The organism is Sutterella wadsworthensis (genome assembly GCF_003315195.1).
Lineage (GTDB): Bacteria > Pseudomonadota > Gammaproteobacteria > Burkholderiales > Burkholderiaceae_F > Sutterella > Sutterella wadsworthensis.
The window spans coordinates 251,541-263,529 of record NZ_QNRV01000001.1 but is presented as its reverse complement, the minus strand read 5'-3'; the positions used below and the strand labels follow the sequence as shown (position 1 = coordinate 263,529).

General features: G+C 55.2%; 13 protein-coding genes. 6 read left to right on the top strand and 7 right to left on the bottom strand.

Annotated features, from left to right (window positions below):
• Positions 1-132: 132 nt before the first annotated feature.
• Complete coding sequence (locus DES29_RS12420; protein ID WP_165654263.1) at positions 133-270, bottom strand: hypothetical protein; 138 nt, start codon at positions 268-270, stop codon at positions 133-135.
• Between the two features lie 501 nt (positions 271-771).
• On the opposite strand from DES29_RS12420, the gene DES29_RS01005 reads away from it, so the two are divergent.
• On the top strand, positions 772-1,155 hold the full coding sequence (locus DES29_RS01005) for a type 2 periplasmic-binding domain-containing protein (protein ID WP_113854314.1): 384 nt from the start codon (positions 772-774) through the stop codon (positions 1,153-1,155).
• 149 nt (positions 1,156-1,304) lie between these two features.
• Here the strand turns inward: DES29_RS01005 and DES29_RS12415 are convergent, their stop codons facing one another.
• Positions 1,305-1,442, bottom strand: coding sequence for a hypothetical protein (locus tag DES29_RS12415; protein WP_165654413.1), 138 nt, complete (start codon positions 1,440-1,442; stop codon positions 1,305-1,307).
• A gap of 807 nt (positions 1,443-2,249) precedes the next feature.
• On the opposite strand from DES29_RS12415, the gene DES29_RS01000 reads away from it, so the two are divergent.
• The 4 genes from DES29_RS01000 (at position 2,250) to DES29_RS00985 (ending at position 5,285) form a co-directional block, all read left to right on the top strand.
• The gene (locus tag DES29_RS01000; RefSeq protein WP_021994654.1) at positions 2,250-2,894 is read left to right on the top strand and encodes an amino acid ABC transporter permease; all 645 of its coding nucleotides are present in this window, start codon (positions 2,250-2,252) and stop codon (positions 2,892-2,894) included.
• Entirely contained in the window at positions 2,875-3,552 is a 678-nt protein-coding gene (locus DES29_RS00995; protein WP_016474284.1) for an amino acid ABC transporter permease, read from the top strand. The genes DES29_RS01000 and DES29_RS00995 overlap by 20 nt, the downstream gene beginning before the upstream one ends.
• Before the next feature lie 2 nt (positions 3,553-3,554).
• Positions 3,555-4,322: an amino acid ABC transporter ATP-binding protein gene (locus tag DES29_RS00990; protein ID WP_113854313.1), complete on the top strand. Its 768-nt coding sequence runs from the start codon at positions 3,555-3,557 to the stop codon at positions 4,320-4,322.
• Positions 4,323-4,451: 129 nt separating this feature from the next.
• A complete protein-coding gene (locus DES29_RS00985; protein ID WP_021994768.1) occupies positions 4,452-5,285 on the top strand; it encodes a cysteine ABC transporter substrate-binding protein in 834 nt (277 codons plus the stop codon).
• A gap of 122 nt (positions 5,286-5,407) precedes the next feature.
• On the opposite strand, the gene iadA is transcribed toward DES29_RS00985, so the two are convergent.
• From iadA to DES29_RS00960, 5 genes are all read right to left on the bottom strand, one after another.
• Positions 5,408-6,556 carry a beta-aspartyl-peptidase gene (gene iadA, locus DES29_RS00980; protein ID WP_021994767.1) on the bottom strand — a complete coding sequence of 383 codons (1,149 nt, stop codon included), beginning with the start codon at positions 6,554-6,556 and terminating at the stop codon, positions 5,408-5,410.
• Positions 6,557-6,585: 29 nt separating this feature from the next.
• Positions 6,586-7,974, bottom strand: coding sequence for a C4-dicarboxylate transporter DcuC (dcuC, locus tag DES29_RS00975; RefSeq protein WP_016474280.1), 1,389 nt, complete (start codon positions 7,972-7,974; stop codon positions 6,586-6,588).
• 100 nt (positions 7,975-8,074) lie between these two features.
• A complete protein-coding gene (locus DES29_RS00970) occupies positions 8,075-9,172 on the bottom strand; it encodes a threonine synthase (protein WP_016474279.1) in 1,098 nt (365 codons plus the stop codon).
• 30 nt (positions 9,173-9,202) lie between these two features.
• Complete coding sequence (locus DES29_RS00965) at positions 9,203-9,589, bottom strand: RidA family protein (protein ID WP_016474278.1); 387 nt, start codon at positions 9,587-9,589, stop codon at positions 9,203-9,205.
• Between the two features lie 59 nt (positions 9,590-9,648).
• Positions 9,649-10,497, bottom strand: a complete 849-nt coding sequence (locus tag DES29_RS00960; RefSeq protein WP_046446165.1) for a helix-turn-helix transcriptional regulator — start codon at positions 10,495-10,497, stop codon at positions 9,649-9,651.
• Between the two features lie 213 nt (positions 10,498-10,710).
• Between DES29_RS00960 and DES29_RS00955 the strand changes: the two genes are divergently transcribed.
• A complete protein-coding gene (locus DES29_RS00955; RefSeq protein ID WP_016474276.1) occupies positions 10,711-11,901 on the top strand; it encodes an alanine racemase in 1,191 nt (396 codons plus the stop codon).
• The last annotated feature ends 88 nt before the right edge of the window (positions 11,902-11,989 follow it).

Genomic DNA, 11,989 nt, shown 5'->3' with positions numbered 1-11,989 from the left:
GCGCTTTTGAACTGTTTGACAACCGCCTCAATCAACAGCTAACAAGCTTGCCCGCGGCCAGTCGTGAAGTATCCAGAGGAGCGCCGAACAACGCATGAGGGGCCGCCCTTTTAGGAGAACGACCCCTGCGACTTAACGCCTCATGCGGATCAGCACCAGCATCAGGACAACCGCAACGAGGAAGAGACCATCAATATGGACTCCGCCCTCAATTGCGATCGAAACCTGCTGTGGTATGATCGGACACGAAGCAAGGGGATTGTGTTTCATATCGTACCTTGCTTATTGACTTAGCCCATCGTTGCAGCGGTGGGCTTTGTCGTTTTGCAACCCCTTTCAGGGACCCGTTCACGGTCTAAAAGACCATGAATCCCTTTCCTCGCGCGCGGTAGGTATGAACGGGCGGCCCGCATGCTTTCAGTCCCGCTTCGTGCCGACGCGCATTATTGCACACGAACGTATACGACTGTGCAGTCCTTTCTTGGGCCCTCTTCCCTTACGCCTTTTCCCGGCCGCGGCCCTTCTGGATCCGCCTGAGTCTGCGGCGCATCTAAAGACGAGTAAACCAACTCGTCGTTCGGCCATAACGTCAGTACAAGATCGATCGAGGCAAAGCGTTCTGCTGGAATGCATTCGGCAGCATGCTCGCTCGTGCGCAGCCCCTCCCTAAGATGAACCCCCTATTCCTTACTTGTTTAGTCGTGTATTACTCCCTCATCCGTTGACGTCGATCGCTCGTACGTAGTGTGCATTGAGCGCATAAACCAATGTTTGACCATCAAAGGAGAACAAACGCTCAAAGCCGAAGACTTCCGCAAATATCCGAGACTTCTTGTAAAGCTTCAAGATTCAAGCCGCCGGGCAATTTATGACGTTACGGTACCCGATCCTCGCTTAGGAGAAGCCTTTGTTGAGCTGCCTAACTTTCTCGGAGCTCCCTATTTTCTCGAAGGCACAGAGTACACGCTGGTGCTGCCGACACGAACCGCGAAATCCTTTGAGAAACAATTCCCCAATCTCGCTGCGGTCCCTTATCCGGGCGAATACAGCGAAAACTTTGCGCGGCTGATCTGGCACGAGCGAAGCGACAAGAGCCTCGTCAAGCAATGGGTACGATCAATGTTCGCTCAGCATGCCGGAGAGTTTGACCGCTGACGACATTCCGTTACGACTGACTTTTGAACTGTTTGACAACCGCCTCAATCAACAGCTAACAAGCTTGCCCGCGGCCAGTCGTGAAGTATCCAGAGGAGCGCCGAACAACGCATGAGGGGCCGCTCTCTTACGAGAACGACCCCTGCGACTTAACGCCTCATGCGGATCAGCACCAGCATCAGGACAACCGCAGCGAGGAAGAGACCATCAATATGGACTCCGCCCTCAATTGCGATCGAAACCTGCTGTGGTATGATCTGACACGAAGCAAGGGGACTTTCTTTCATATCGCACCTTGCTTATTGACTTAGCCCATCGTTGCAGCGGTGGGCTTTGTCGTTTTACAACCCCTTTCGGGGGCCCGTTCACGGTCTGAAAGACCATGAATCCCTTTCCTCGCGCGCGGTAGGTATGAACGGGCGGCCCGCATGCTTTCAGTCCCGCTTCGTGTCGGCGTGCATTATTGCACACGAACGTATACGACTGTGCAGTCCTTTCTTGGGCACCCTTCCCTTTAGCCTTTCCCCTGCAGCGGCCCCTATGGCTCCGCCTGAGTCTGCGGCGCTTTTGCTTCGAACGCTCATGACGGCTGAAAGCCAAGTCATTTCGGGCAGCGTCGTTCTCAGCGGCGCATCTAAAGACGAGTAAACCAACTCGTCGTTCGGCCAAAACGTCAGTACAAGATCGAACGGGGCAAAGCGTTCTGCTGGAGGACATTTGGCCGCATATTCGCTCGTGCGCAGGCTCTTCCTAAGATGACCCCCCTATTCCTTACTTGTTTAGTCATGTATTACTCCCTCATCCGTTGACGTCGATCGCTCACAAGGGCAAAGTATGCAGTGTGCATTGAGCGCATAAACCAATGTTTGACCATCAAAGGAGAACCGAAATGAAGGAGCTGTGCAGTATGTGCTGTTGTAGTGACTTCTACCATCCGGTTCAAAGAATTTGATTCGGCTTCAGACAGACTGAACATACGCATCAACTTACAAAAGGACCGGCTGGCTCGCGGTCCTTTTTTGTTGCCTCTCAATTGAGACGCTTAAAAGTTCGCCCAAGCCGCCGTGCTGAGTTAATTGCTTGATTTGGCTTTTATGGGGAAAGTTCTTCCCCTCTATTACGAAGGAGCGCTGCTGACACTTCGTGTAGGTACGATTGGAATACTCCTCGCACTTGCCGTTGGAATGGTCACAGCTGTCGCCCGTTATTGGCGGATTCCAATCCTCAATACGGCAGCGGTCATTTATACGGAATTCTCGAGAAACACCCCGCTTCTCGTACAGCTTTTCTTTCTGTATTTTGGTCTCCCCAAAGTCGGCATTCGGATTTCCGGTGAATGGTGCGCCATCATTGGGCTCGCATTCCTTGGCGGCAGCTATATGGCAGAGGCGCTTCGCGCGGGCCTTGAGTCCGTCTCAACGGTGCAGACAGAATCGGCACGCGTACTCGGCCTCACACCGTTCCAGACGATGATGCTCGTCGTGCTGCCGCAGGCGTTTGCGGTATCAGTTCCGCCGTTGGTCGCCAATATCATCTTTCTCATTAAGGAAATTTCAGTTGTCAGCGCCATTGCGCTTCCAGATCTGATGTACGTCACGAAGGATCTTATCGGCAATTCCTACAAAACCGACGAATCACTCATTCTTCTCGTTTCGGCTTATGTAGTACTGCTGCTCCCGATTTCACTCTTAGGCTATTGGCTTGAAAAGAAGGTGCGTTATGCAGGATTCGGGAATTAATGTCTTCTTTCAAGGCATCAACTCACTCCTTCTGCTTAAAGGACTGTGGACAACACTGCATATCAGTCTCTTATCTGCAGGCCTTTCCATTCCGCTTGGTATTCTTCTCGGCATTTTCATGACGCTAAAGAATCCCATTGCGCGAGTCGTCTCTCAGATTTACCTCGAAATCGTGCGAATTATGCCTCAGCTGGTTCTGCTATTCGTTGTTTATTTCGGATTCACTCGAGCCTTTGGATGGAATCTCTCTGCGTATTGGAGTGCAATTATTGTTTTTACCTTTTGGGGTACTGGAGAAATGGGAGATCTGGTTCGCGGAGCACTCATCAGCATTCCGAAGACGCAGTATGAAAGTGCCCAGGTTCTCGGCCTCTCAAAACTCCAGACAATGCGCCTGGTGGTGCTCCCGCAGGCTGTTCGTCAATTGATTCCGCCTTCGATCAACCTTATTACCCGCATGATCAAGACGACTAGTCTTGTCGTGCTCATCGGCATTGTTGAAGTTTTGAAGACAGGGCAGCAGATCATTGATGCCAACCGCTTTGAGTATCCGACTGCAGCGCTTTGGGTGTACGGCGCAGTGTTTCTTCTTTACTTCCTTGCATGCTGGCCGGTATCACTTGCCGCCAAGGCCCTTGAAAAGAAATGGAAAGCATAAAAATGGCCAATGACATTGTTTTGGAAACGCGCGGTCTCGTAAAGAAGTTCGGCGACGCTGTGATTCTCAACGGCATCGACTTCACGCTTCACGACAAAGAAGTCGCGGTGATTCTCGGGCCGTCGGGCTGCGGCAAATCCACGTTTCTGCGCTGCCTGATCGGTCTCGAACCCATCCAAGGCGGCAACATCTTGCTCAAAGGAAAGCCGCTCGAATTCGGCAGCACCCTGCGCAGCGGCATCGGCATGGTTTTTCAAAGCTATGACCTTTTCCCGCACCTGACGGTGCTCGAAAACATCTTGCTCGCCCCCCTGCATGTCGCCAAGCGTTCCCGTGAAGACGCGCTCGCTCAAGCTGAAACCCTTTTGAAGCGCGTGAAGCTCTGGGACAAACGCGATTTTTATCCGCGGCAGCTTTCAGGCGGACAAAAACAACGCGCGGCCATTGTCCGCGCGCTCTCCATGAACCCGAGCGTGATGCTTTTTGACGAAGTGACCGCCTCTCTTGACCCGGAAATGGTCCGTGAGGTGCTCGACGTCATTGTGGAGCTGGCCGACAGCGGTCTCTCCATGGTGATCGTCACGCACGAAATGGAATTTGCGCGGGCCGTCGCCGACCGCATTGTCTTTCTCGAAAACGGCCATGTCGTTGAAGAGAATTCGCCGGAAGCGTTTTTCACGACGCCAAAGACGAAGCGCGCAGCGGAATTTCTCAAAACCTTTACCTACACACGCCATAAGCGGTCGGACGAAACCCCGTCGCCCAAATGAATCCAACAACCTGACGACGCAGCTGAGACGAAGCAGCTGCATCAAAACATCCGAGGAAGGCATGGACCGCCGGCGCCCTGCACTTCTCTTGACCTCATAAAGTGCCGGTGTATTTCTGGAGGAAATTCCATGTCCATCATCCAAAACTTCACGAAGAAGATTGCCGCCGTCGCGGTTGCCGCAGCGGCGCTCTCAGCCGCCACTGCTGCCGTCGAAGCCCGTCCGCTTGACGTGATCAAGCAGAGCGGCGAAGTCGTCATCGGCGTCTTTTCCGACAAGGCTCCGTTCGGCTACGTTGACTCCCAGGGGAAATACGCGGGCTATGACGTCTACTTCGGCGACCGTCTCGCCAAGGACCTCGGCGTTAAAGTGAAATACATCTCCGTCGACCCGGCAAGCCGTGTTGAATTCCTGGTCACTGACAAAGTGGACATTATTCTTGCCAACTTCACGGTAACGAAAGACCGTGCAGAAAAAGTTGACTTTGCACTGCCTTACATGAAGGTTGCGCTTGGCGTCGTTTCGCCTGAGTCCGCCGTTATTACCGACGTGAAGCAGCTTGACGGCAAGACGCTCATCATCGCCAAAGGCACGACCGCAGAACCCTATTTTGAAAAGAATCATCCGAAGGTAAAGCTGCAGAAGTACGACCAGTACACCGACGCCTACAATGCTCTGCTTGACGGCCGCGGCGACGCCTTCTCCACCGACAACACTGAAGTCCTCGCCTGGGCCTTGGTACATAAGGGCTTCAAGGTCGGCATTCCTTCCTTGGGTGATCTTGACACCATCGCTCCGGCCGTCCAGAAAGGCAATAAGGGTCTTCTCGACTGGATCAATCAGGAAATCGTCAATCTTGGGAAGGAAAACTTCTTCCACCAGGACTATGCAGCCACGCTCGCCCCGGTCTACGGCAAAACGTCCAATCCCGATGATCTCGTGGTTGAAGGCGGCAAGCTCTGATTGAGCCAGTGCTTAATGAAAACACTTGGGCTGTTTTCTTAATGAAATCGGCAGATTAACCGTGAAGTTAACCTGCCGATTTTCATGAGAGGCTTGAGCGTACGCTCACAAAATGCCGTTCATTAAATTTCGAACGTCCCTTTAACGACAACCTCGCCGTCACGCATCATCACGCGTCCGCGGGCGACGACGTGAGTGAGGTTGAAATCTTCGGTGAAAAGACAGGCATTGGCACAGGCGCCGACTTCGACGCGTCCCTGATCCTTGAAGCCGAGCGCGTCGCCCACATTCTTCGTTGTGAAGAGCAGTGCCTGTTCGATCGGCATTTTGCAGTCGCTGATCAAACGAATCGTTTCTTTGAGGTTGCCGTCAACGCCGCCCACGCCGAGTCCGACCATTTCGCCCTTTTCATTGAAACGCGGAACAGAGCCGTGGCCGTCGGTCGAAAGCGTTATGTGCGTCGGATCAACCCCCATGCCGATCGCTTCGATAACGGCCTGAGCGGGATGATCGAAGCAGCAGGATGCGCCGGTTGTGATGTCAATCCAGCCGCCCTTCTTGCAGAACTCAACAGCAGAATCAAAAACGTGGCGGATACGGCCGCAATGGGTCGGACGAATATGCTTGATCGGGAACCCCTTGGCCAGGATCTCGTCATACATTTCGAAGGCACCCGGAATATTGCCCGTGTGAATATGCAGGAAACCGGTCTTGCCGGCAATCATTGCGCCGACACGAACCTCAGCGAGCACAGCAAGAACCTGCTGCGCCGTCGGGAATGATGAGCGGTGGTCGCCGAGCGCAATTTTCACGCCAATAACTTCGGGCACAAAGAACAAGTCATTGGCAATAGAGTCCGTGAGCGTCGTTGCCGGATACTTGTAGTTGGAGGTATACATCCAAGCCGATACGCCTTCGGTCTGCAGCGCCCGAACCTTCGCCAGAAGATTCGGAATGGAGCGCGTCGTATAGTCCGTACCCGAAACGCCCACGACGGACGTTGTGCCGCAGCTGATCAATTCCGAAAGCACGAGTTCCGGCGTACGTGTTGACGGTCCGCCCTCGCCGCCGCCGCCCGTGACGTGAATGTGCTGATCAAAAAAGCCCGGCGTGAGAATCTTGCCGCTGGCATCCAGGATCTCCAGATCCGGCAGCTGTGGCGCGAGATTTTGTCCGACGGCAACGATGCGGTCATTGACCATCAGAACATCGTTTTTGCCGAGATCCTGCGGCGCGAAGACGCGCGCATTTTTAATAAGGAGTGCTGTCATTATTTCTTCTCCAAAGCGGGGTCAGGAAATTAGAGGAAGATGGCCGAAGCTGCGACATTCATGATGAGCGCGAGGATCATCACCGGCGCTGTACGGCGGACAAGTTCAAAGGGAGAAAGACCGGCAATGCCGGAAACCGCGATGATGACGCCGGCAATCGGGCACATCGTACGGGCGATACCGGCAGAGAGCTGCACCGGGACGGCGAGAATCGCGGCGTTGATGCCTACGCTCGCGGCAGCCTCAGGCAGAAGTGGCGAGAACGCGAAAAAGGCCGCGTTGCCCGAGCCAGTCACCACGGTAGCAACGACCATGATTGTCAGCATGATGAGCAGCATCACCCACACGCCGGCGGACTCCATGGAGGCTGCCATGGAAATCAGCGTGCTGATGCCGCCGAGTTTATTCATGCCGAGCGCAAAGAGTTCCGCGCAGCAAATGAGACCGACGGTCGAAGTGAAAACTTTGCCCATGCCTTCAAAGACGGCTTGGGTGTTTTTCGTGGATTCGCGGAAAGAGCGGCGGGTAATGAAGTCAACCACAAAAGCGATGATGATCGAGACGATGAGACCCGTCTGCAGCGAGAGTTTGATGCCGTCATAAACCATCGGCGAAAAGACGATCAGCAAAACGAGCGGCAGCACCGGCAAAAGTGCATAGTGCACGGGACCAGCACCCTCAAAAGCCTTTTTGAGACGTTCATCAGTCGATTCGGCCGGCGCTTCGGCAGACTCGGCTTCTCCGGCATGCTGAGCCTTGCGGTCAAACCAGCGCTGGATGAAGAAGTGACCGACAGCAACCGTGGCAATCACGCAAAGCGCTACCGGAATCTGGCTCTGTACGAAATAGGTGACCACGTCCGTTCCGAGCAGGTCGGCAGCACGCATTGCATTCGAGGATGAAGGTCCGAGATCCAGACAGCATGTTGAGCCGATCACTGCCGCAGCAGAGGCTCGCGAAACGCCGAGCGCGATGAGGAGCGGATAAATGGAAGCCATCAGCAGCAGGCCCAGACCCACTGCGGAATTGATAAAGAGCGCCATGAACTGACCGACCACATAGGTGACGGCAAGGAGCACATAAGGCGAGCGGATGGCGCTCAGCGGCTTCACACAAAGCTTAACGAGCGCTTTGGAAGCGCCAATGCGGTCCATATAAACCGAGAAGCCTGCAATCAGCATGATGTTGAGGCCAAGGCCCGGCAGGCGTCCCTTCATCAGGTTTGTGAAGGCTTCAGCCAGATCAAACCCAAAGAAGTGCGTCGACTTAGCGTCGGCCACCGGCATGGTTCCGTTCAGGGCTGCGCAGATAAGCATCACGAAACCAGCAAGCAGCAGGATAATCGGCGGGTAATAATTCTTGAGGACGCAGTACGCAACCCCTGCGATCACAAGAAGGGTTATGAGGATTCCGAGCATAGCGGTAGGTCTCCAGTGGTGGTGGCGGTTTGATTTTTTTGTTATCTGCAGATCGGCTGCGGGGTCGACCTGCAGATATTGGCTTTCGGGCCCGGCTCCATTAGTGGTCTGATTTAATCCCTGCGCCGCAGAGCGTAATCAGCACGTCAGTGCTCGGTCCGTAAAGTTCGCAGTAATGATCCCATGCGGCAAAGTTGGCGGCGGTCGTGTGCTCGATATAGAGCCCGGCCCGTGCAATCTTGGCGCGGGCAGCAAGAATCTTGTCCTCGGGAGCTGCTACAACGGTAATGTCGTGCTTTTTCATCATTTCAAGCAGCTCGCTGCCGCGAAGCGGCTTGCCGATCGCGATGCCTTCGGCAATCGTCGGCTTCACGTCTATGGAGACCGGTGCGTCCAGCCCCAATTCGCGAGCTTTAAGGAGCGGATCGCAGTATTCGCTCTGAAGCGCCACAATCTTCGGGAAATGGTCAATCGCGCCGGATTCCAGAAGATGTTCGAGCGCTTTCACCGCACCGATAAAGAGCGTGCCGTTGCCGACGGGCAGAACAACGTGTTCCGGGATACGGCCGAGCTCTTCATACACCTCATAGATATAGGCTTTCATGCCTTCATAAAAGAAGGGATTCACCACATGGTTGGCATAGTAGATGCCCTCTTCACGCACTCGAGCGCGGCAAACATCGGCACAGTGGTCGCGCGACCCGGGAATGACATGCACTTTGGCGCCGTGCGCCTCAATCATGGTGATCTTCTTGGGGCTCGTTCCTTCCGGAACATAGATTTCGCACTGAATGCCTGCTCTGGCGCAGTAGGCTGCTACGGCGTTGCCGGCATTGCCGCTCGAGTCTTGCACACAAGACTTCACCCCGATCGCCTTCATATGTGCAACCAGCGTAGCCGCGCCGCGATCCTTAAAGGAGAGCGTCGGCATGGCGTAATCGACCTTGACGTAGAGACCCGGTTCGAGTTCCACCAAGGGCGTCATGCCTTCACCCAGTGAGACGCTCTGCCAAGCATCACCGTCAACGGCCATAAAGTCGCGGTAGCGGAAAATACTCCAGCACTTCTGATCAATCTTGGCGTCATCCCACTTCGGGCTCTTGAAATCGAGTTCGAAGAGCCCGCCGCAGCCGCAGACGGGCGCAAGCGTATCGGCAGGTGTTTTTTTGCCGCAGGCGGTGCAGACATAGCTGAACATAGTTCTTCTTCCCCTTTGAATCAGTTGGAATCAGTCATGCGCTTCGAGTTCGGCAATGCATTCGATTTCAACGAGGCAGCCGAAGTGAAGCGGAGTAGTCGAAACGACAACCCGGCCGGGTTTGTGTTCGCCAAAAAACTTGGCGTATACAGCGTTGATGGGGCCCCAGTATTCGTTGGACGGGGTATAGACGCGGCAGAAAACCACTTGACTGCGCTCGACACCCGCGGCTTTAAGCACTCGGTCGAGATTTTGGAGGGCCTGCGCAGCATGCGCCTGAATGTCGCCCGTGCAGACCTCGCGCGTATCCGGATCCATGGACAGCAGCCCGGAAACGTAAAGCATGCCGTTTGAGACCACTGCCGTGCTGTAATGGCCGGGGTTGTTCCCCTTGAATCCGGGATCGATGAATTTCATATTGTTTGCTCCCAGCCGTTTCCGGCGGTGAAGGATTGTTTACAGTTTTGGCGTGTTCTTCACTTTTTCTGCCGTCCTGAGGCCAAAGAGCCGGCTGATTCCGATTCGCGCCTGAGGAGATCCAAATCGCTGTAGAGCGTCACCTTTGAGACCCCTAAACGCTCTGCGGCATAGTCGAGCGCGCCCTTAACAAGAAACACGCCGCGCGTATCCATGAAACGAACGAGAGGAAGCCGTTCTTCGCGGGTCAGAACGGCCGACGACGACCTTCCGGCCCGAACACGTTCCGTCATGCGGTCGATCATGGCGTAAACCGTTTTGAGTACGCTGCCTTCCAGTTCGATATCTGAATCTTTTTGAAGATCTTTGGCCTCTGTGTTTCTCGAGACTGCAGACGCCAATTGCGCCGCAGCGTGTTCGGACGCGAGAGCGTCTGCAGATGCCGATGCTTCCGGAAGGATGGAAGCCTCGCCGGGCGGCAGAAGCGCTAAAAGCGCCTGAAGCTGCCCCGCGGCAGCAGACACATTGGTGACATCCTGATTGATGCAGAGAACGCCGACCACCTCGCCCGCATCATCTCGAATCAGGAGCGACAGTGCACGAATCAGACGCCCGCGGCTTCTGAGCCAATAAACCGGCAGGAGATTCGGGCTCTCGGAACTAAGTCCGCCGTCATCGGTTCTGGGCATTCGCAAGAGGTTAGGCACTAAGTGACGCAGTCCCTGACCGACAGCACGCCCCGTCACTTCCCCGTTTTCCACACGCACGACGGAGTGCACTGGATCCGAAAGATCATGAAGCACGACTTCACAGTTCGGCCCGCTGAAAGCCGCAAGGAGTTTCATCACATCTTCATAGGGACGAAGTGCCGCAGGAAGCGGCGGCTGAAGGGCTCGATTCGTGCTCATTATTGAGAAATGGCTGTCCAGCGTCTTAGGCATACAGCAGGAAAACTCAGATACAGGCATCTTAACATAGATTTTTTTATATGCAATATGCTTTGAAAGTTATAGAAATACACCCATAACGATTAGAAAAATCGTCTGTCAGACCGTTTGCCTCGCCAATGGTATAGAATTTTTTATATACCCTTTTCTCCGCAAGCCCCAAAGGAAACCGCAATGTCTGTTGATTCCCGTTTTGCCGCTCCGGCACTCGCCAGTCTCAAGGATTGTGCGCTCGATGATCCGCGCCTTCCGACGCCGCTCTTTGTGATCGACAGCCAGAAGCTCGAAAAGAACCTTCGACGCGCGCAGGACCGAGCGGCAAAGCTCGGCGTGGCCTTCCGCCCTCATCTGAAGACGCATAAATCGATCGGCATTGCGCTGCGCCAAATGACGACGCCGCAAGGTCCGGCCACGGTATCCACGCTGGCCGAAGCCCGTTATTTCGGCGCGAGGGGCGTGACCGACCTCATCTATGCTGTTGGCATTGCGCCGCAAAAGCTCGCCGAGGTCAGCCGTCTGCGCAGTCTCGGCGCCGACATTAAGATCATTCTCGACAGTGCAGAAGCCGCGCGCGCCGTTTCGGCATTCTGCAGCAGGGAAAAAACGACGATTCCCGTGCTCTTGGAGATCGATGTCGATGGTCACCGCTCCGGTATTCGTCCTGACGGTGCAGAGCTTTTGCCGGCTGCGGCGGCGCTCGCTGACGGAGCAGAACTCGTGGGCGTCCTCACCCATGCCGGAGACAGCTACGAATGCAAGACAACTGCGGAAATCGAAGCTGCCGCGGAAGCCGAACGCGCCGGGATCGTTCTGGCTGCAGAAAGACTGCGCGCTGCCGGCCATACCGTCAAAATTGTCTCTGCGGGTTCCACACCGACCCTGATGTTTGCCAAAGACGAAACGGGCGTCACGGAGATGCGTGCCGGCGTATGTGCGCTATTTGACCTCTTCATGTCCAATGTCGGCGCATGCACCGTTGACGACATCGCCGGATCCGTTCTGGCTACTGTCATCGGCCGCCAGGTCGATAAGCGCCGCGTCATTTTGGACTGCGGCTTCCTCGCGCTTTCCCGCGACCGCGGCACGGCTCGTCAGGCACACGACTACGGCTACGGCCTGGTCTGCGGCCTTGACGGCAAGCCCCTCGCAGACGGCACGATTGTCCTGACGGGCACCAATCAGGAGCACGGCATTCTCACCCTTCCGGAGAATTCCCCCCTCACGCAGGAGGACTTCCCGATCGGCAGACGTCTTCGCATTCTGCCCAACCACGCCTGCCCCACGGCCGCCCCCTACGGCTCGCTCGTGCTGATCGAGAACGGCCGTGTCGCGGAGGTTTTGGACCACGTCCGCGGATGGGACTAAAGCGCACGCCTATCCCAATTAGAGCCCTGGGGCATGCCTCTCAGGGCTGCCGCACGGTGAATGGGTAACGCTCGGCTCCCCTTCTCAA

Coding starts and splice junctions, on each gene's coding strand:
- DES29_RS12420 (WP_165654263.1), bottom strand. CDS start 270: ATGAAACACAATCCCCTTGCTTCGTGTCCGATCATACCACAGCAGGTT.
- DES29_RS12415 (WP_165654413.1), bottom strand. CDS start 1,442: ATGAAAGAAAGTCCCCTTGCTTCGTGTCAGATCATACCACAGCAGGTT.
- DES29_RS01000 (WP_021994654.1), top strand. CDS start 2,250: ATGGGGAAAGTTCTTCCCCTCTATTACGAAGGAGCGCTGCTGACACTT.
- DES29_RS00995 (WP_016474284.1), top strand. CDS start 2,875: ATGCAGGATTCGGGAATTAATGTCTTCTTTCAAGGCATCAACTCACTC.
- DES29_RS00990 (WP_113854313.1), top strand. CDS start 3,555: ATGGCCAATGACATTGTTTTGGAAACGCGCGGTCTCGTAAAGAAGTTC.
- DES29_RS00985 (WP_021994768.1), top strand. CDS start 4,452: ATGTCCATCATCCAAAACTTCACGAAGAAGATTGCCGCCGTCGCGGTT.
- iadA (WP_021994767.1), bottom strand. CDS start 6,556: ATGACAGCACTCCTTATTAAAAATGCGCGCGTCTTCGCGCCGCAGGAT.
- dcuC (WP_016474280.1), bottom strand. CDS start 7,974: ATGCTCGGAATCCTCATAACCCTTCTTGTGATCGCAGGGGTTGCGTAC.
- DES29_RS00970 (WP_016474279.1), bottom strand. CDS start 9,172: ATGTTCAGCTATGTCTGCACCGCCTGCGGCAAAAAAACACCTGCCGAT.
- DES29_RS00965 (WP_016474278.1), bottom strand. CDS start 9,589: ATGAAATTCATCGATCCCGGATTCAAGGGGAACAACCCCGGCCATTAC.
- DES29_RS00960 (WP_046446165.1), bottom strand. CDS start 10,497: ATGAGCACGAATCGAGCCCTTCAGCCGCCGCTTCCTGCGGCACTTCGT.
- DES29_RS00955 (WP_016474276.1), top strand. CDS start 10,711: ATGTCTGTTGATTCCCGTTTTGCCGCTCCGGCACTCGCCAGTCTCAAG.